The sequence below is a fragment of the Terrimonas pollutisoli genome, from assembly GCF_029360765.1.
GTDB lineage: Bacteria > Bacteroidota > Bacteroidia > Chitinophagales > Chitinophagaceae > Terrimonas_B > Terrimonas_B pollutisoli.
Genome location: NZ_JARKNA010000003.1, coordinates 423,563 through 444,202, shown reverse-complemented (window position 1 = coordinate 444,202; position 20,640 = coordinate 423,563). Strand labels below are relative to the sequence as shown.

The 20,640-nt window shown below is 41.0% G+C and carries 11 protein-coding genes; 3 read left to right on the top strand and 8 right to left on the bottom strand.

Annotated features, from left to right (window positions below; translation table 11 throughout):
* Positions 1-57 precede the first annotated feature (57 nt).
* The 4 genes from P2W73_RS08550 to P2W73_RS08535 all read right to left on the bottom strand — a co-directional run bounded on the left by P2W73_RS08550 (position 58) and on the right by P2W73_RS08535 (position 7,549).
* Positions 58-2,553 carry a TonB-dependent receptor domain-containing protein gene (locus tag P2W73_RS08550; RefSeq protein ID WP_276501597.1) on the bottom strand — a complete coding sequence of 832 codons (2,496 nt, stop codon included), beginning with the start codon at positions 2,551-2,553 and terminating at the stop codon, positions 58-60.
* A 232-nt stretch (positions 2,554-2,785) separates the two neighbouring features.
* Positions 2,786-5,278, bottom strand: coding sequence for a TonB-dependent receptor (locus P2W73_RS08545; protein ID WP_276501596.1), 2,493 nt, complete (start codon positions 5,276-5,278; stop codon positions 2,786-2,788).
* Positions 5,279-5,634: 356 nt separating this feature from the next.
* On the bottom strand, positions 5,635-6,399 hold the full coding sequence (locus tag P2W73_RS08540; RefSeq protein ID WP_276501595.1) for a LytR/AlgR family response regulator transcription factor: 765 nt from the start codon (positions 6,397-6,399) through the stop codon (positions 5,635-5,637).
* Positions 6,383-7,549, bottom strand: coding sequence for a sensor histidine kinase (locus tag P2W73_RS08535; RefSeq protein WP_276501594.1), 1,167 nt, complete (start codon positions 7,547-7,549; stop codon positions 6,383-6,385). The genes P2W73_RS08540 and P2W73_RS08535 overlap by 17 nt, the downstream gene beginning before the upstream one ends.
* Positions 7,550-7,650: 101 nt before the next feature.
* On the opposite strand from P2W73_RS08535, the gene P2W73_RS08530 reads away from it, so the two are divergent.
* The gene (locus tag P2W73_RS08530) at positions 7,651-8,667 is read left to right on the top strand and encodes a threonine aldolase family protein (protein ID WP_276501593.1); all 1,017 of its coding nucleotides are present in this window, start codon (positions 7,651-7,653) and stop codon (positions 8,665-8,667) included.
* Positions 8,668-8,676: 9 nt separating this feature from the next.
* Positions 8,677-10,329, top strand: coding sequence for a glucose-6-phosphate isomerase (gene pgi / locus P2W73_RS08525; RefSeq protein WP_276501592.1), 1,653 nt, complete (start codon positions 8,677-8,679; stop codon positions 10,327-10,329).
* Between the two features lie 273 nt (positions 10,330-10,602).
* On the opposite strand, the gene P2W73_RS08520 is transcribed toward pgi, so the two are convergent.
* The 4 genes from P2W73_RS08520 to P2W73_RS08505 form a co-directional block, all read right to left on the bottom strand.
* Positions 10,603-11,064, bottom strand: a complete 462-nt coding sequence (locus P2W73_RS08520; protein ID WP_276501591.1) for a DUF3276 family protein — start codon at positions 11,062-11,064, stop codon at positions 10,603-10,605.
* A 165-nt stretch (positions 11,065-11,229) separates the two neighbouring features.
* The gene (locus tag P2W73_RS08515) at positions 11,230-13,092 is read right to left on the bottom strand and encodes an ABC transporter ATP-binding protein (protein WP_276501590.1); all 1,863 of its coding nucleotides are present in this window, start codon (positions 13,090-13,092) and stop codon (positions 11,230-11,232) included.
* Positions 13,093-13,565: 473 nt separating this feature from the next.
* Positions 13,566-14,321, bottom strand: coding sequence for a CHAP domain-containing protein (locus P2W73_RS08510; RefSeq protein ID WP_276501589.1), 756 nt, complete (start codon positions 14,319-14,321; stop codon positions 13,566-13,568).
* Positions 14,322-14,413: 92 nt separating this feature from the next.
* The gene (locus P2W73_RS08505) at positions 14,414-19,735 is read right to left on the bottom strand and encodes a CHAT domain-containing protein (protein ID WP_276501588.1); all 5,322 of its coding nucleotides are present in this window, start codon (positions 19,733-19,735) and stop codon (positions 14,414-14,416) included.
* A 352-nt stretch (positions 19,736-20,087) separates the two neighbouring features.
* Between P2W73_RS08505 and P2W73_RS08500 the strand changes: the two genes are divergently transcribed.
* A complete protein-coding gene (locus tag P2W73_RS08500; protein ID WP_276501587.1) occupies positions 20,088-20,603 on the top strand; it encodes a GNAT family N-acetyltransferase in 516 nt (171 codons plus the stop codon).
* The last annotated feature ends 37 nt before the right edge of the window (positions 20,604-20,640 follow it).

Below are 20,640 nucleotides of genomic sequence, written 5' to 3'. Positions count from 1 at the left end.
CGTTTCAAACAGGTCCCCCGTAGAAACGGGAGACCTGTTCACATGAGAAAATTATTTTTATGGATTGGCGCCGCCTACCCTGTTTTGCTCATCCTGCGAACTTGAATTTCTGCGGCGTGGCTGACTTTGCTGGCCATTCTTACCAAACCTCCAGGTGAATGTAGCTGTAACCTGGCGTATGTCAGGCCGGGCAAGAAACTCGCCATCAACTTTTCCATATTTATTTATACCGGAAAATTTTTGCCATGCAAATGGGTCACGTACATTAAGCCGAAGCGTTCCTTTTCCTTTCATGATCTGCTTTTGTCCGCCCATACTTAGCTGGTAAATAGCTTTCATTTCGGTCAAGCCGTTGACTCCCCTGTGACGATAAAATCCACTCAGTTCCGCAGTATAGCCTTTGCCCAATGTGAAATTATTCGTGATATTGATCATAAATGAAGTGAAGTTGAAATTAATTTTAGTCGTATCGTAAACACCTTCATATTGATTGTTGAATACATTGGTGAAAACATTCGCATTCCACCATTTGACAAATGTGAAAGGCGCAGTAATGGAAAGACCAATATTGCGAAACTCAGCCACATTATCAACGGTAAGAAATCTCACTTTACTTTCAGGATTATTGGGATCCAATTTTATAATCTGTGAAATGACATCATCTGTTTTGCTATAATTTAAGGTGGTAATATATTTTCCCTTAAATGAATGAGACAACTCAATATTATGAGTGTATTGCGGACGCAGATAAATATTGCCCTGCCTGTAGGATAAAGAATCAAGGAAGTACGTAAATGGATTCATATCCTGGTAGTTGGGCCTATTGATGCGCCGCCCGTAAGAAAGGGTGAAAGTATTTTTTTCGCTCGCCTTATAACTTGCAAATGCCGTTGGAAACAGGTTGGTTGTATCTCTTTTAAATTTTGTTTGAGCAACTACACGATTACCTAGCTGATTGCCATGTGCAATTAAGTTTTCTACCCTGAGTCCTGCCTGGAATGACCATTTTTTTATTTGCCGGTTATAATTCACATAAGCGGCATTGATATTTTCATCATAAATAAAATGGTTTGACCGCACAAGGTCTTCTTCCCACTCTTCATTGATCAGATTTTCATAGTTCACTTCGTTATCATTTTTCACATAGCTGAATTTCAATCCTGCTTCTATACGGCCATTCTTTACCGGACGAACATAATCTGTTTTGAAAGTATAAATGTCAATATCAGAAGGCAAATGCCCACGTAAAGACGAATTACCTGTTTTTTGTAAATAACTGTTGTAATAATCAGTTTCCAGCACCATATCGGAAACATTACTGTAAACAACATAATCAAAATCAGCAGTGAGCTCCCTGCCGGTAGTATCAAAGCTATGTTTCCAGTTCAGGTTAAGTGTTCCGTTTTTAAATTTTATCCTGTTATCTGTCTTGGACACAAGCCTGCTCTCCAACTGGTGATTTGCATCGCTTAGATCACCAACAGTAGTAGGCCGCGGATGACCGCTGAAAGCAAAACCGCTTACTACTATCCCAAAAATATTTTTCTTATTGGCATACCAATCAAGCCCCAGCTTGAGTGTATGATTATTGTTACCAAATCGGAAACGGGTTTCTGTATTATTATAGCCAATTATATCATCACTGTTGGCAGCCAGGAAACGGTTTTCAAAAGTGAGTGTGTTGCGGCCGCGGAAAAAGTTTGGATTATAATTTCCAAAAAAATTAATCTTATTCTTTCGCCAGTTAAAGTTGATGCTGTTTTGAGATTTGGGAAGGAAATAGGTTGCATTGTGTATCCGGTATATACTTGACGTTGCTCCCACCATGACGCTACCGTTAAAACCATCATTCTTTCCTTTTTTAGTTTTAATATTTATAACACCGGAGTTACCTGATGCATCATATTTAGAAGAAGGATTTGTCATGATCTCAATCTGATCGAGAGCCGAGGCCGGCATATTTTTTAGCATATTTGCCAGGTCTGCAGCCGATAAATAAGATAACTTCCCATCAAGCATAACAATTACACCTGATTTTCCCCGTAGGCTTATATTACCATCATTATCCACTGTAATGCCCGGTGATTTTTCCAATATTTCCAATGCCGTGGCACCTGCACTGGTGGGTGATGATTCCACATTGACTATCGTTTTATCAATCTTTGTTTCAATAAAAGGTTTCTTACCGGTTACCGTCACCCCGGCAAGGCTTTTAGCTGTTTCAGTTATGTGGATAATCTCCAGGTTGATCTGGGGCACCGCTGCGGTAATTTCAAACACAGGACTAAAAGCTTTTTCATACCCTACAGATGAGACGGCTACCCGGTATTTTCCTGCCGGAATATTTACAAATTCATATTCACCACTCTTATTGGCGACAGCAAATTTTATGGATGATGAATCGGAAGCTTTTATAAGTGAGATAGTAGCAGACTGAATATTCTTTTGAGAACCATCTTTAATACTGCCGGTGACCCTTCCTATTTTTGATTGTCCGAATATAGCAGTAATCATGCTAAGAAAAACAACAGATAAGATTAAGATCTTTCTCATAATGCGGTTTAAGAGCATGAAGATGATAAATACAGAACTGATTTCTCAGTGAAATATGACAAGTTTCGTAGTTTCCGTGACGAAGGGTAAAAATTACTTATCAAACCACTGCAGTGATTTTTAAGAGTATCTAAGGAAGCCATCACCAAAACAAAAGTTCCCGCCCTTTGATCAGGCGGGAACTTGCTGAATTTTCTTTTAAAGGTCTAAAGGAAATGATCTTGATTGTCGATTAGTTTCCACCACCTGTATTAACTCTGTTTTGTTCGTCGCTTGCACCGCCTCTCTTTCTTCGTTCAGGAGCGATATTCTTTTTACCAAACCGATAGTTAAATGAAAGATTGAACTGGCGGCTATCTCTTTTGCTATATACATTCACATCCACATCGCTGTATTTTGCAAAACCACTGAATTGCTGCGTGTAGAAAACATCACGAACGCCTAACTTAAGTGTTGCTTGTTTTTTGAATAATTGTTTGGATATAGCTGTATTAACAGCGCCCATATCATTTGCTATTAATAAACCTTCGGCTACTTTCGAGCGATACCAACCACTTATTTCAGCAGTCCAACCTTTTTTCCCTATGGTGAAGCTATTTGTCATATTACCTCCAAAGCTGGTGAACTGTATATCAATCGGATCGTTCTTAGCTCCATCCTGGTAGATGCCTGAGTAATGATTGTTGAATACATTGGAATAGATATTCATATTCCACCATTTTGCTACCGGGAAGTTTGCCATCACGGCAAGGCCTATCTGCTTCATTTGATTAAAATTTTCCCGGGTTTGATAAGTCACTTTCTTTTCAGTATTCTGTTTCAGCATTTGCGTGATGATATCATCTGTCTGCGTGTAGTTCAACGTTGTTGTCAAAAATTTGTTGAAAGTATGGCTTGCTTCAAAATTGTGAGTAAACTGGGGTTGCAGGTAAGGGTTGCCCTGGCCATAAGTCAACGAATCCAAAAAGAAAACAAAAGGATTCAGATCATCATAGTTGGGGCGGGAAATCCTGCGGCTGTAACTGAAGTTGAATTGATTTTTTTCACTTGCACTATAACTTAAGCCAACATTCGGAAACAAATTGGTATAATTTCTTTTGAAAGAAGAATCTGTTTTGATCTGGTTGCCTTTTGCATTTGTATTTTCCAAACGAAGGCCTGCAGAAAGTTCCCATTTCTTCATTGACTTTGAAAAAATAGCATATACCGCATTTACATTTTCTTTGTACACAAAATGGTTGCTTCTGTCATCAACGGTCCAGCCTGCACCATTATTACGCATATACTCCACCTGGTTGTCTGTTGTTACATAACTTGTTTTAAAACCCGTTTCTAATTTTACACCGTTTTTGAAAGGATGTAAATAATCAACCTTAGCACTGTATATATCTATATTAGAAGGAATATCACCTCTTAAAACAACATCATCGCCATCTTTAATATTATTAGCATCAAAAATTTGGGTGGTAAGCTCTGTTTTGCTTTTGTTATTGTAAAAAGCATAATCCAAGTCTGCTGTAATCTCACGTCCTGTTGAATCAAAAGTATGTTTGAAGTTGATGTTGCTTGATACACCTGCCCATTTTCTTGTATTGTTACCGCTTGATCCTATCTTATAATCCACGGCCCCGGATGGAAACCTTACAAAGGAAGTGCTTGTAGGATCTTCATCATTATCGTTAAAATTTCCATTTGCAACAAAGCCCAGCACGGTTTTTTTAGAAAAATAGTAATCCATTCCTGCTTTTACACCATGATAGATACCTTTAAAATGCGGTCTTGATCTCTGGTCTGAAGATCCTTTTAATGTAACATTATCCGCTTCATAGAATTTACGGTCAATAGTAAGATTATTGTATCCTTCATACTTTCCTGTATTATATCCGCCAAACAGGTTTACTTTCTCATTACGATGGTTAAGATTAAACCCGCCGTTAAATCTTGCATAAAGCCCTTGTGTGTAGGATGCATTAGCAGATCCGTTTGTTCCGGTTACGATACCTTTTTTCGTTTTAATATTAATGATACCTGAATTGCCGGCCGCATCATATTTAGCAGGTGGGTTGGTCATTATTTCAATTTGCTCCAGGCTACTGCTCTGCATATTTTTCAATAAAGCTGCCAGATCGGCGCCGCTCATATAAGTGGGTTTGCCATCTACCAATATCATAACTCCCTGTTTGCCTTTAAGGCTGATGTTACCGTCATTATCAACAGTCACGCCAGGAGATTTTTCTAATAATTCCAAAGCATTTAAACCTGTATTAGTAGGAGAAGCTTCAACATTAATGAGTGTCTTTCCGGCCTTTTGCTCAATAAAAGGCTTTTTGGATGTAACGGTAACACCAGAAATTGATTTTGCCTGTGGTACCAGTTCAATGGTCTTGAGTGTAACATCCAGGTTGGTAGCTGAAATCTCGATTGGTTCAGAAAACCCTTTGTTGTGACCGATTGCCGAGATAGCGACAAAATATTTTCCCAGCGCAACATTTTCGAATTCAAACTTGCCGGTTTTATTGGCCACACTCATTTTAGCAACAGATGAATCTGCGGCTTTATGTAATGTGATGGTCGCGGATTCAATTGTTTTAGTGTTGCCGTCGATAACGGTGCCGCTGATTTTCCCTGAAACCCTTTTTTCTGTTTGAGTTTCGTTACTAAGTTGTGCGTAGCTGGCTAAGGATAAGGTCAAAACGACCGCCAGCAAAGTCAAAATCTTTTTCATGTGCGAGTTTTTATTGGTTTTTGGTTTAATGTTATTTTGGTTAGTACTTGTCTTTAATTATTACAGTCCAAAAGTAGGTACTATGCAATACAAAGAACATTGTTTTAAATTAAACGGCCATATTTCCTGATGAGTGGCCGTTTATTCTAAACACTTAGTTTGACGCAGCTCGGGAAATGGGGTTACAGGATGAGTTGAGTTTCTGATGAGTGGTTAAAAATCCATATAAATGGGAATATTTGCTAATAGACTCATTTTCAGTTGAAACTAGCACAAGAAAATATCCCAACAAGAGACAAAAACGGTAGCGGATGCTTCGGCGCAGCAGCCGCACAATTTATTTTTGGCTGAATTGATCAGAGGCTAAACTCGGCCCGTATAGCGTCATAATAGGTCCGGCCAGAGGTTAGGCGGGAGCCAGCCTTATCATCCATTAAGAAGAGATAGCGGCCGTTGAAATGCCGGTGCATCTCCTTTACTCTATCTTTATTTATAATATATGATTTTTGGATCCGGTAAAATTGCCCGGGAAGTTTCTCGCATAATGCTGCCAATGATTGATCTGTCAGATGCTTTTGCCCATCGGCGGTATAAACAAATACATATTTATCCTGCGCCTCCAGGTAAACAATATTTTCGAAACGAAGCAAAATAATCCTGTCCCCTGTTTTTATAGTTAGTGCCGTCGTTTTTGCCGGGGCCTGGAACTGGCGGATAATATCCTGCAAACCGGCAATATTAATCGACGAGTTTAGCCTGCCAAATTGTTTTAGTTTTTCAATGCTTTGCCTGAGCCTCTCTTCTTTGATTGGTTTTAATAAATAATCAATGGAAAAAGATTCAAATGCCTTGATAGCATATTGCTCATAGGCGGTGGTAAAGATGATATTGGGCTTTCGGCTTAACTTCTCTATCACTTCAAAACCGGTGAGATCCGGCATCTGGATATCCAGGAAAATGAGATCTGGATTTAGCTCTTCAATTTTTTGGATAGCCTCCTTGCCCGTTCCTGCTTCACTAATTATCTCAATTGTTTCTTTATAATCGTGTAAAAGGTTTCTCATCAACCTTCTTGCAGCCGGTTCATCATCGATCAAAATGGTTTTAAATAACGGGCTCATTTTTTATCATCTTTTGAACGTGTACAGAAACTTTTTTACGTGGTTCGTTACTGAAATGAATTTCATATTGGCCGGGGAAAAGCAGGTCCAGCTTATCGTACACACTCTTTACTCCATACCCTGCATTCAATTCATTTGGGAACGCCGGGCCTGAATCGGTAATGCTTAAAACAAGTCCGCCGTTATCTTCCCTGACTTCCAATTCTATCTCCGTCATTCTACCGGTGGCTTTCAGGCCATGCTTCACCGCATTTTCAACCAATGGCTGCAGCACAAACCTTGGAACCAGGTAATGATTTAACTCCGGGTCTACTTTTATCGTGTAATTAAGTTGATCTTCAAATCTTATTTTTTCAATTTGTAGGTACACTTCCGCCATCTCCACTTCATCTTTTACAGTAGAAAAATTGTTGTTGCTGTAATTAATACTATAGCGAAACAGATCGGCTAAGGCCACTGTCATTTTCCTTGCCTTGATTCCATCTGTAATAGAAAGATCAGCAATAGAATTAAGCGCATTGTATAAAAAATGTGGGTTTACTTTTGAATGAAGAGCTTCCAACTCTGCTTTCGCCTTCAACTCTCTTAATTTACTTAGCTCCAATTCTTTTTCATGAAATTTCCTTTTACGTTCCAGGTCGAGATAATCGATGACGGCATATACAAGACCGGTAGCTCCGGCAAGATAAATACCGGAGACAACAGCGTATTTCATATACTGTGCCGAAAACCCATATAGAATGTAATTCAGCGGCACATTGATGGCAAGGATAGTGACGATCAATGTCGCAAACACCAGTAGTTTATGTTTTACAAAAGATAATTTTTGTAATCGCCTGCTTTCTGCAACAATCCTCGCCAGGTTAAAAACAATTAATGTCAACAGGGTAGTCGAGATAAATTGCCCGGCTACCGCCCAGCCCCAGCCAAATTTGCCAAGTATATAAAAAAAACCGCCGCTCATCGGGATCATACCGCAGGAGATGCAAAAGATCACCACCCATGCAGCCAGGTTTCGGCGCAATATTTCGTTTTTGATTCGTCCCCGGAACAAGCGGCTAAAGTTTGCCAGCAGGTAAAGACCCAGCAGTGACATGATAAGACTGAATGCTATCAGCAAACCATATTCGAGGAAAGTTGGTTCTTTCATACAAACGCCAAATTAGCAAATCACTATCATTTATTATGCTGAGACCCGTCAACTGCCTGATTTGAGGAGTGAACTGATTATATTGCAAATAAATTCGGTGAATGTTTATTGATTTTCGTTCGGATACTGTTACCAAGCCTACTCCCGCCATGCTGGATGCGATGATGACGGCCAAAGTAGGCGACGATGTGTTTGGAGAAGATGATTCAATCAATGAATTGGAGACGTTGGCCGCCGGTATGTTCGGCATGGAAGCGGCCCTGTTTTGCCCATCGGGCACGATGACCAACCAAATAGCAATCAAATGTCATACACAGCCGGGGGACGAAGTTATTTGTGATGAAAGCTCTCATATCTATCAGTATGAAGGAGGTGGTATTGCATTTAATTCCGGGGCATCGGTAAAATTATTGCACGGAGACCGTGGACGCATTACCGCAGAGCAGGTGAAAGCAGCCATTAATCCCGAGGATGTACACCGGGCCTATAGCAGTCTCGTGAGTCTTGAAAACACCAGTAACCGGGGCGGAGGCAGTTGTTATGATTTTTCTGAAATCAAAAACATCCGAAAGGTATGTGACGAACACAAGCTGGGATTTCATTTGGACGGGGCCAGGCTTGTCAATGCGCTTGTGGCAAAAAAAGAAACACCCGAGCAATATGGAAACGTGTTTGACAGTATTTCTATTTGCTTAAGCAAAAGTCTTGGCTGCCCCGTAGGAAGCCTGCTATTGGGAAATGCCGCGTTTATAAAAAAAGCGAGAAGAATAAGAAAAGTGTTTGGTGGCGGTATGAGGCAGGCCGGTTTTTTAGCGGCGGCGGGCATTTATGCGTTGCAAAACAATATCGGCCGTTTGCAGGAAGATCATGAGCATGCTGCACAAATAGCAGTGGCCCTCGACAAGAAAGATTTTGTAGAAATGGTGCTGCCGGTTGAAACGAATATTATCATTTTTGAATTAAAGGAAAAACAAGGCGCCCCTGCATTGGTGGCTAAGCTCAAAGAAAAAAATATTCTCAGCTATGCCATTGCACCCAACAGGGTACGTTTTGTTCTCCATCTTGATATTACCAAAGAAATGGTTGCAAAAACCATTGACATCATCTCAACTTTATAATTGAACAGCATGTTACCAAAGATCAATCCAACTACTACCACTGCATGGTCACTGTTACAGGATCATTTTTCAGAAATGAAGACCGTGAAAATGAGAAGCCTGTTTGAAAGGGACAAAGACCGTTATCACAAATTCAGCACCCGTTTTGATGATATCCTTTTTGACTACTCCAAAAATATCATCACCGATAAAACCATTGAATTGCTGTTGCAACTGGCGCAGGAGTGTAAATTGAAGGAGGCGATCAGTGCCATGTTCAATGGTGAAATAATCAATGCAACGGAGCACCGGTCTGTGTTGCATACCGCTTTGCGCAATTTTTCCAAACAACCTGTCTATTCTGAAGGGAATAATGTGATGCCCGAAGTGAAAAAGGTATTACGCAAAATGAAATCTTTTTGCGAAGCAGTGCATAGTGGCGAACACCGGGGCTATACCGGCAAGCGGATAAAATATATTGTCAATATCGGTATCGGCGGCAGTGACCTGGGACCATTGATGGTAACAGAAGCATTGAAGCCTTACCAATCGCAGGACATCGAAACATTCTTTGTCTCAAACATTGACGGTACACACATTGCTGAAACATTAAAAAAAGTTAATCCTGAAAGAACGCTTTTCCTGGTTGCTTCTAAAACTTTTACCACGCAGGAAACTATGACCAACGCACATACGGCCAGGGAATGGTTCCTGATAAAAGCAAAAAACGAAAAACATATCGCCAAACATTTTGCCGCTCTATCAACCAATGAAAAAGAAGTAGTAAAATTTGGGATCGATAAGGATAATATGTTTGAATTCTGGGATTGGGTAGGCGGACGTTATTCCTTGTGGAGCGCCATCGGCTTGTCTATCGCTTTGAGTATCGGCTATAAAAACTTTGAACAGCTACTAAAGGGTGCCCATCATACCGATCAACATTTCCAGGAAACGCCTTTTGATAAAAACATCCCGGTGCTAATGGGGATGATCGGCTTATGGTACACCAATTTCTTTGGATCACAAACGGAAGCCATTCTTCCTTATGATCAATACATGCATCGTTTCCCGGCCTATTTTCAACAGGGAAATATGGAAAGCAATGGCAAAAGCATTGACCGCAATGGTGAGGCTGTCGAGTATGCAACCGGCCCGGTGATTTGGGGCGAACCCGGCACCAATGGTCAGCATGCATTTTACCAATTGATACACCAGGGTACACCACTTATCCCCTGTGACTTTATAGCACCTGCCCAGACACATAATCGTGTTGGCGATCATCATCAAAAACTATTGTCCAATTTTTTTGCCCAAACAGAAGCATTGATGAATGGAAAGACAGATGAAGAAGCAGAAAAGGAATTGGAGAAACAGGGATTAACACCAGAACAGATTTCGAAATTGTTGCCCTTTAAAGTCTTTGCGGGCAACAAGCCGACGAATTCATTTTTACTAAAGAAGGTTACACCTTTTACACTGGGCCAACTTATCGCCTTATACGAACATAAAATATTTACCCAGGGTATTATCTGGAATATCTTCAGTTTTGACCAGTGGGGTGTTGAACTGGGCAAACAACTCGCTAATAAAATCCTGCCCGAATTGGAAACGAAAGAAGATGTCAGCAATCATGATTCATCGACTAATGGATTGATCAATGCGTATAAAGCCTGGAGGAAATAACTAATGCCAGGATCTTTTTCAGAGATAATCAGTTTACTAAATTGTTCCGTAGGAACACATCATGGGTAACTGCTCATAGAATAAAGGCACCAAACGTTCCTTTGGAACGTCTTGTGCCTTTTCCGCTGATACTTTTACACCACAAATCATCCCTAATGGGATGAGAAACTCATATTAATTGTCATACTAACAACAATAACCACAACGATAACAGAATAAGCAAATAAAAATGCCTCCCAAAAGGAGGCATTTAATTATTTACACAAACGGTTATTACCATTTGTCAACTTCTTCCTGACTGTTGTTTTGCACATTGGCAGCAGTTTCAGTTATAGGAGCCACTGCAACTGGTTCTACCTTTGGTGCAATACCATTTGTTTTAACCTCAGAAGCTGGAGTTTCTTCAGTCGCAGCCGCAGATCCTTCTGCACCATATTCATCTACCTCATCGTGATTGAATGCATCAAAATCGAAATCAGGCATCAATTCTGTTTTCACGTAGTCAACTGATTCACCCAATGCCTTGATAAATTTGTTGAAGTCCTCTTTGTACAAAAAAATCTTGTGCCTGTCATACCCGTTATCATCAAAACGCTTACGGCTTTCCGTAATGGTCAGGTAATAATCATTACCACGGGTTGCTCTTACATCAAAAAAATACGTTCTTCTCTTTCCGGCACGGATTCTTTTGCTGTAAATACTTTCCATTTTCTTGTCGTTGTTCTCGTACGCCACAATAGTTAATTTTCAGATTTAAAAAATACTTCCCTTTTTATGAAGTCACAAATATAGAGATGTTTTTGAAACAGCCAAAAGAGATTGAATTTTTCAGTAAGTTCCCGCGACCGGGTTTATCGTTGAACGTGAATGGCTATAACCGGGGATTCAGGACATCCAATTTTATAGCATGCCTGCATATTCTCCATTCTCGGGAGTACCCTTTTCTTCCTGTTGTTGTCGCTGATACAAGGCCGCATAGAATCCTTTTTGAGCCAGCAATTCCCGGTGGGTGCCCTGCTCTACTATTTCACCATCCTCCAGCACTACGATCTTATCAAAATCAAATAGAGAGAATATCCGGTGAGTAATGATGATGGCGGTTTTATCCTGCAGGTATTCATTGAGGCTGCTGATGATCTCCTTTTCCGTTTTGACATCAACGGCGCTAAGACAGTCATCAAAAATGACCATGGCAGGATCTTTTATCAGGGCCCTGGCTATGGAAATGCGTTGCTTTTGTCCGCCGCTTAAGGTGACGCCCCGCTCCCCGATCATGGTACTGTATCCTTCAGAGAAGCCATGGATTTCCTTATGAACATGGGCCTGCGTGGCCGCTTTTTCCACAGCTGTGGCCGTCGTTTTTTCCAACCCAAAGCCAATGTTATTAGACACTGTTTCACTAAACAGGAATACATCCTGCGGCACATAGCTGATTTGCTCCCTCAGGGTGCGCAAGCTGATGTTTTTTATATTAACATCATCCAGTTCCACTTTTCCTTTCTGCGGATCATACATACGAAGCAGCAACTGGGCGACAGTTGTTTTGCCACTGCCGGTCCTTCCAACAATAGCGATCTTCTCTCCTTTGTTTACCTGCAAACTAAAATTCGACAAAGCCTTTATACCTGTATCCCGATAAATAAAATCGACATTCTCAAAACGGATATTCCCCTGCAGCTTTATGTCAACAGGCTTTCCAGGTTCTCCGATCGAAGGTTCCGTATCTAAAAATTCATTAATGCGTTTTTGTGAAGCAGCCGCCCGTTGTATCATACTTGCCGTCATACCAATGGCACTAACCGGGAATGTAAGCATGTTGATATACATGATAAATTCCACGATGGTATCTACCCCTATATTATGACTTCCGGTAATATAATAAAGCCCGCCGATCATTATCGTCAGCAACGTACTTAAGCCCACCAATAAAGTAATAGAAGGAAAATAGATGGCTTCCACTTTCGCCAGGCTTATCGCATTCTTCCTGTATTCTTCGCTGTTATTGGAAAAAAAGCCCAGCATCGCTTTTTCCTGCACAAAAGATTTAATAACGCGGATACCAGAATAGGATTCCTGCGCATTAGTAGTCAGATTTGAAAGTGAAGCCTGGATCCGTTCACTTTTTTTATGGATCATGTTGTTGACATAATAAATAGTAATGGCTAATATGGGTAAAGGCGCCAACACATATAAAGTCAATAAAGCATCTCTTCTGATCATAAAAAATACAGCCAGTGAGATAACAGCAATCAGGTTGACGAGGTACATGATCGCCGGACCTGTAAACATTCTCACCCTGCTCACGTCTTCGGCTATGCGGTTCATCAGGTCGCCGGTGCTGTTTCGTTTATAAAAAGCGGCGTCCAATTTCTGATAATGCCGGTAAACTTCATTCTTCTGATCAAATTCAATGTGCCGGCTCATCACGATAATAGTTTGCCGCATCAGGAAAAGAAAGAACCCACGCAACAGTGCCAGCGCCAATATCACGATGCCACATAGAACCACCACATTTGCGGGGCTATAGTTTACCGATTCCACCTTTGCAATGAACTGGTTTACCAATACATCATAACCGGGGCCATTATTTTTGGGTTTATAACCCGGCAGGTTCAATGCCTTTTGCACAAAATCGATTACATACCCGGTGATCTGGGGCGTCAGTACGTTGAAGTAGTTGGAAAGAAAAACAAACAGGATACCTATACCCAAACGGATACGGTATTTCCAAAAGTATTTATAAACGGCCTTGAGATTTTTCATGCAAGTATGCAAGTTATAGAACACCAGCGAGAGATAGGCTCCGTTCAAGGAACTCAGCTCAAATTTGAAAAGAATTTAACGCAATCAGCCCTGTTAAATAGTTTATTGGTATACGAGAAGAAAAAAGTAAGAGCCAAATCTGCCCTTAGCGACATGCTCTGTTCCACTTGTACTCAAAAAAAAACCGCCGACCTGCGAAGAGCAGACTAGCGGCTGGACGGTTCAACAAATCAGGAAGATAGTGGTTGTCTTGAAGTGGACGGGATTTTCAAGGACTAATATCTTTGTTGTTCTTCAGTATAGGGTACGGATTAATGATACAAAGTAAAGAAAGCAGCAGGCCCATGCAAATAGAACAAGTCCTCAATTTCCGGTCATAATTACTATAAGCGAATTGTAGAGTAACTACTACACTTTATACTAGCCCTATTGATTGCAATCAATGATTTTGCAAAAATTGCAAAAATCTTTTGTCATTTGATGCGTCCGTAACCCAACACTTTATCCATTCTCGTTTTTACATAGGAGAAGCCGGCAACATTCGCAGCTTTGTTGCCTTCTATTGTATATAAAAAACCGTCCTTAAAATGATGTACTATTCCAATATGCCCAAAGCCGGAAGCCATGCTCACCCGCCACCACGCTACTATATCGCCCGGTTGCGGTGAAGTAAGATTGGCATCATAGATCAATCCATTTTTTTTTAGTTGATTGTAAATATTTCTCGCACCTGCATTATACCGGAATGGCATACTCTTTTTTTCACCACCAGCTGCTTGTAAAAAACACCAACTAACAAACGCAGCACACCAACTATACCCCTCACCCAGTCCTGCCGGTTGTAAATATTTATGGACCCATGGCCCTTTATTATTACCACCTTCCTCTCCCGCCCCGGCATTCATTTCCCTGATAGCTGCCTGCAGTGCATTTCTTCCAACGACGCTACCACCAAAAGAAAGCTCCGGCATAATACCATAATTAATAGCTCCACCTTCCACTTTATTGCGAGGATTTTTAAGAGCCCACCAGGTTATATCACCTACCTCGCCATCTATTTCAAGCGGAAGATTGTGTTTGTCCAAATGACAGCTTTGAAAATTCCTCACCGCCTTATAAGTAGCTGTATCAAAAATGCCGGTGACCGGGATATTATAATCCAGCTCCCGTAAAATATTTTGCAGCTCTGTAACTGCTGGCCCCTGGCTTCCTTTTTTTATAAATGTCATAGTCAAAAATTTGAAGTTTGAGGTAGAAAGTGTTACCTGTTGCCGGTTACCAGTTTCCAGTAGCCGGAAACAGGCAACCGGTAACCTGAAGCTTACAATATCCTTTCCAATTGGTTTCGCATATCACTAATCTTTGCTTTCATCGCAATAGCCGTTTTCTTTTTGCTTAACGACAGCGCATCAGTTAAAAAATTAAAATGATCTATCTCACCCAGTTTCTTGCCCTTTGATCCGGCTTTATCCCATGTTTCTTTGTAGAGATCAAATGTTTCCTCATAGGTAGGAAGCTTTGACCTGCCTGTTTTATAATCGAGCATCAACAGGCACAGCCGGATATTGGCAGCAGACGCCCATTCCCAGTAGCTCAATTCATCGGGTGAAGAGCTGGTCAATGCATCAAGCATGTTATCGAGATCTTTTACTGCATCCTTAATGGTTGGTAAAGTATATTCGGTATTTTCCATTTTTACCACCTGTCCCCATTTTCTTATTTCCAGCAAAACAAGAATGTTTTCGATCTCCAGCCAGTTGGTAAGTGAATACGCTTCTTTCTTTTGATTATAGGCTTTATAATATTGCAGTGCCGCCTGTTTATAAGCATTCACTTTCTGTGTCTTTACTGAACTAATCAATGCTTTGTCTTTATAAGCACTACCTAACATATTCAGCCGTTCGGAAGTAGGGCTGTAATTGATCAGCAGGTTTAAGTCGTTAATTACATTATCAACCTTCGCCAGCAGCTCCTGCTGGTTGTTCTTATTTTTTCCATACTCACTCACATAAAACTTGGGCCGGATATTGCAATATTTTTCCATAGCCGAAAAAGAGAAAGAGGCATTTTCCATTTTCAGCAGGCTTTCATACTTGATCATCGCTTGTTCATACATGCACAAGCCGCCATAGATTAGGGCCTCTAATTCTGTTATCTCACCATTCCGGATATTAGCCTTATCAACGGCGGTGGCTATAGCGTTTAACTCAGCCAGGTGCCCTTCTGTGGTGTAACCAGTTATTTCAAGCTTATTCAACAAATTGCTCAGTTCTATTTCAGCCTCACGGGCAATGACAAATTCTTTTGGCGGCTGTTTTTTATAACCTCGTCTCAGGGTATAAAACTGGTCGCCATAACACTGATAAGCACCCCATGTATTGGTGTATTTGTATTTTTCATAAATAATTTTCCTGGCCTGCAATACGGCCTGTCCAAACTCCTCTCCATTAAACATACATTGATAAAACACATCAGTGAACTCTAATGCTGCTGCATCATCCACGGCCCAGCCTGCAGCAATCACTACTTTTACGCCGTTCTCAATCAACTGGGTTCCGATATTGGCTGCCAATTTAAACCGGTTTCGATACAAGTTTTCAGCTGCTCCATCTGTTTTGCCCAAATGGCAACAATTGACAAAAACCAATTCCGGCACTGAACTCATCTGGCATATTTCACGGGTTGACAAAAACACATTATCACCAATCAGCATGCCCGAACCTTTGGATGGATCTTCATTGAACACGCCATGTCCTGCGAGGTGAATGATCTTATAATCATCACTAAAAAGAGCCTGGATAATATCAGAGACCGATCCTCTCGAAATTTTCGTGGTAGTAAAATCTGTACTGCCTAAAATTTCGTTAACCAATTCTCCTTCCTGCAAAGCTCCCTGCAGTTGATTAGCGAATCCCTTCAAATCGGGATCGGCTATGATCAGTGCTGAGTCTTTTGTGACCGAATTAATCTTCATCCTATAATCGGAAGTTGCTAACTGGCGAACCATCCCGGCATTAATGCACAAAGGCTTTGCATTATGTGTACTATCCTGCAACAACTCCCAGGGATAAGAAGCGGTATCCTTATCCACGATCCAATTGATATTCGCTTGTTTTTTTAGCTGCTCTTTAAAATCATTCGGCACCAGCAATTCAAAAATTGTTTTAGCTAATTGCGGCGTCCATTGATTATTGCCAGACAGATCATTGATCAACTCCTGGATCATTTCACGACTGGTAAACAAGTCCCGCTGTTCTTCCCTTGCACCGCCAGTGGAGATATTAAACTGCATGCCTTTGATCCTTGCCGATCTTATTTCATACTCTTTCAATTTTACGTTGATCCGGGTCCACCATTCGTCTGTATTATCCAACGGCAATCGTTCTCTTGACCCCAATAGTTTTTTAATCCGCTTTTTCTCAAAAACGATGTTCACAGTATGATCATCTTCTTTTTCTATTTCATTTAAAACATAGAGACAACCCAATGCCCGGTCCTGGTATTGCTCAATAAATTCCAGGTGGGTGATGGTTTTGGCGCCCTCTCTTAATGTTTGCCTGATCTTAGTATTGGCATTTTGGACTCCCATTATAATGGCCCTGATCGATTTTTCAACTGACAGACCGCCATAAGAACAAGCTATAGCGAGTGATGAAACACCCACCTGTTGTATGCCCACACCGTTCGTAGTATGCGGAGCCTTACTGTTCAGATATAGTAAATACTTGGCCACTCCCTGTTCAACACTTTGTGTAAGCTGGTAAGCCGTCAACGAACCGGGATCGCCGAGCCCTACGATAATGGCTCCATTAAAATCTTTTTGATGTGTAATCACTACTTCGCTGGTACCAATCTCACCGGGATAAAGTCCCAATTGGTATCGTTCGGTCAATACGCCCCTCAAATTATAATCAATCGCTTTTTCTGCATACAGGATGCCATCATTTATAAAGTGCCCTGCCATCAAAGGATAAGAAGAATATTTCAGATCTCCGTTACTGATCGAAACACGAATAGGCACTTCGCCGGCTTCAGTTACTTTCTCCTCACCTAATCCCAAAATAGTATTCTCTACTCCTTCAGCTGAAAGATCAAAATCATTTACGACCGGTGTTCTAAACTGTAATTCGGCACCACGGATCACCGGTTTTGTTTTCTTTAATAGAAGAGTAGATCCATGCTCCAGTATCTCATCGATGCTTTTAAAAAGTGACGGATCATTAGACAATGCACCATGAGAAGCATCCGAATAATAGACTGAATTATTTTCAATCATTTTTTTAGGAATACCTGTTTCCCATGTCACACTTTGGTCACCAGCCGCCGTGCTGAAAAAAACAAGATTGTTGTTCTCATCTATTTCATAACCGGAGGGAGTTGAGTTGTCCCTGCCAGCTATATAAACAGCATTAGAGTAGTCAATATTTTTTACATTTTCATTGATAAAATCACGATAGGTTTTAAATGTATCCAATTGCTTTTTTGCAGGAATTGGCCAGGCAGCATCACCATTAGCCTTGCTCATTTTTTTCCAGGTTTCTTCTTTGGCAAAATCATTTTGATCATCATCTGATAAAGGCAGTAAACTTAACAAACCAGGAAAGTTGGAAAAGATTTCGAGCAATTGCTTTTTGCTATGAAAGATGTCAATCTTGCTGATCTTATCAATAATGGGGTCTTTGCCGTACAACACATACGGAATACGAAAAGAACCACCCAGCGGTGAACCCAAAAACAAAAGCCGGAAACCACTGGAGTTGTTTAACCGCTGCCAGGTATCCGGATGTGTTAAAATAAAATCACGAATCAGCACACCACCCATGGAGTGCCCAATTAACTTGATTGGTTGCCCATAAGCCAGTAATTCAATAATCTTTTCATTCAGCAATTTGGCACAATCATTCAGTTGCTGCCGCCAGTCAAATGCAAAGGTGACTACATCATAATTGGCACTTAAATGATCTGCCAGTTTTTTGTACGAAGTTTTGATCAGTGAAGGGGCTTCCACTCCTTTCTCAGTAATGCGCAGATCATTTAATTCTCCGCCAATAAAACGGAAATAGTTTATCCAGATCAGTTTTCCATTCTTTGACAAATTGGAACCCATGATGCCGGGTAGTAAAACAGCAATAGGTCGTTTACCGGTAACTGTATTTTTAAATACCTGCCCGCCATCCAACTTCAGGATAGCATTTCGATCGGCCAACATCGATGCACCCTGTTCCAACTTCACAAAGCCGGGGATCAGTGCATCATCCGTTGTCCTTAATGCATCCAGCAGGGCTGTACTTGTTTTAGGGTTTTTGAAATAATGAAAATGATCCACGGTGGCGCCTTCGTCAAAAAAGTATTGCATCATCTTTATCCGCTTTGCACCATTGTACATGGAAGCTGTATTTACGACGAGATCATTCTTCGAATCAAAGAAAAGTTTACTGGCTAATACAACCAATGCTTTAAAACTTAAATTAACACGGCTATTACCGGATATAACCGCCAGTGGACTGTCGATAGCTGCAGCAGGCCGGGGGTAGTTTAGTACCTTGATAAACGGCGAATCAGGATTCATCGCCTCCAGACCCGGTAATATACTTACATCTTCTTTGCAATCTACCACAGAAGCAAGCAGGTTTTTAAATGCATTATATACAGGATTAGCCGGGCCACCTATGGCGAGGCCAATTAAATTAAAAGTGACATTAAAAAAATTATCAAGCCTCTCGGAAGCCAATGTAGTCCCACTGGCCGGGCAGGCAACACGAATAAATTTTTGTACCGAAATATTTTTTGCTTTTAACGCATCTTTAATGGCCTTACTATATTTTATATCCTCATCCCGGCCTTCTTTTTTTAAGTAATTAATTTCTTCCGCAGAGAAGCCTGCATTGTTTTCATCGTCGACGCAAAACCGGGAAACAATATCACCGACCAAACCGCCGCGGGAATGACTGATCAGATGGAGAACGGCATTCGAAGGAAGTTGCTTTACCAGTTCAGCCACATTTTGTAAAGGACTTTTGGTAAGCGTCTCATGCTGGAAGGCCAATACATTTTGCTCATAGTTTTGAAAAATATATTTCCACAATTCGGTGCCAGCCAGTTCGCCAAATGATCCGCTGGTGGATGAATTAGTACCGTGCAGGAAAAGCAGGAAAGGCTTGCTGTTGCTGACAGGAATGTCTTTAAAAAACTGGAAGCTGGCATCGAGCCTGTATAAACCGCTTTTGTTATCCAGTTGTTTTTTCTCAAGATCAACAGCCAGTTCCCGTACTCCTTTTTTTATGCTCTTTTTGGTGAAGACCTTTAATAACTTCAATGCTACTGTTCCGATCCCCCGCTCATCAGAAGTGGATTGAATGTAATAAGGAATTTCAAAGTCACTGTCAACAGACCGGCTTTTAAGGGCTGCGGCCTCAGGGAAAACATCCTGGATCGTTTGATCAGAACTAAGCCAGACCGTATTATCTTCAAATACAAATTCTACTACCTGGTCTTTTTTTAGCTGAATGCTGTGCCGCTCTGCTTCACCCCTCGTGGAGCTTCCTAACAGGTAAACTTCTTCCAGTTTAAGATCATCGGCTGATTCAAAGGTTGATTGGCTGGGTTGTTTTTCACCGCGGATGGTGATCTTGTTAATTTTCATATTCTACAGGTTGAGGTTATGCGATTTCAATTCATCAATTTAATTAACGAATGCTACAACCAGGCCTACGATAGAAAATAAATGAGCAATAGACTAAACCAGCACAAATCCTGCTACTATTGCTGAAAGGTGGATAGATCAGTGAGAAATACAAGTTTTCGAAGAGTCCGAAAAATTGCAGTGTAAAAATTAAGTAAAAAAAATGAGGTGGCAATACTACAGGCAGGTAGATGGATCAATCAGAGTTGAAAAATTTTAGCAGAATCAGTAGAGTGTTAGTTTGTAAATCTAGTTGTCAACAACAGATCCGGGTGTATTCATCAGCAATAGCGTCAATTCCTTAATTTCGGCAATGCCTATATCAATTGCAACCAGCGAAGACATTCCTGCACTCGTTCAGCTTATCAACAGCGCTTACCGGGGTGAAGACTCCAAACAAGGATGGACCACCGAGGCTAATTTTTTAAAAGGCGAGTTGAGAACGGATGAGGCCTCACTAAACTCGCTTCTTGAAAATAAGGACGCCGTACTATTAAAATATTTCGAAGAAGATGGAACCATTACAGGTTGTGTATACCTGCACAAACAGGAAAGAGGTTTGTATTTAGGCATGTTAACCGTATCACCCATTTTGCAGGGTTCCGGCATCGGGAAAAAATTATTGGCAGCCGCAGAAGAGTATGCGGAAAAAAATAATTGTTCCTACATTTTTATGAACGTGATCTCCCTTCGTGCTGAATTGATAGCCTGGTATGAAAGACATGGGTATTACCAAACCGATGAACGTAAACCGTTCCCCAAAGATCTACGCTTTGGCATCCCAACGCAACCGTTGGAGTTTGTCATCATGGAGAAGAAAGTGAAATGAGTGAAAAGTCAAAAGAGAAAAGTGCCATGGACCATAA

Bases quoted from the DNA above. Each gene is read 5' to 3' on its own strand.
- P2W73_RS08545 (WP_276501596.1), bottom strand. From the start codon at position 5,278: ATGAAAAAGATTTTGACTTTGCTGGCGGTCGTTTTGACCTTATCCTTA.
- P2W73_RS08510 (WP_276501589.1), bottom strand. From the start codon at position 14,321: ATGACATTTATAAAAAAAGGAAGCCAGGGGCCAGCAGTTACAGAGCTG.
- P2W73_RS08500 (WP_276501587.1), top strand. From the start codon at position 20,088: ATGCCTATATCAATTGCAACCAGCGAAGACATTCCTGCACTCGTTCAG.
- P2W73_RS08540 (WP_276501595.1), bottom strand. From the start codon at position 6,399: ATGAGCCCGTTATTTAAAACCATTTTGATCGATGATGAACCGGCTGCA.
- pgi (WP_276501592.1), top strand. From the start codon at position 8,677: ATGTTACCAAAGATCAATCCAACTACTACCACTGCATGGTCACTGTTA.
- P2W73_RS08530 (WP_276501593.1), top strand. From the start codon at position 7,651: ATGTTTATTGATTTTCGTTCGGATACTGTTACCAAGCCTACTCCCGCC.
- P2W73_RS08505 (WP_276501588.1), bottom strand. From the start codon at position 19,735: ATGAAAATTAACAAGATCACCATCCGCGGTGAAAAACAACCCAGCCAA.
- P2W73_RS08550 (WP_276501597.1), bottom strand. From the start codon at position 2,553: ATGAGAAAGATCTTAATCTTATCTGTTGTTTTTCTTAGCATGATTACT.
- P2W73_RS08515 (WP_276501590.1), bottom strand. From the start codon at position 13,092: ATGAAAAATCTCAAGGCCGTTTATAAATACTTTTGGAAATACCGTATC.
- P2W73_RS08535 (WP_276501594.1), bottom strand. From the start codon at position 7,549: ATGAAAGAACCAACTTTCCTCGAATATGGTTTGCTGATAGCATTCAGT.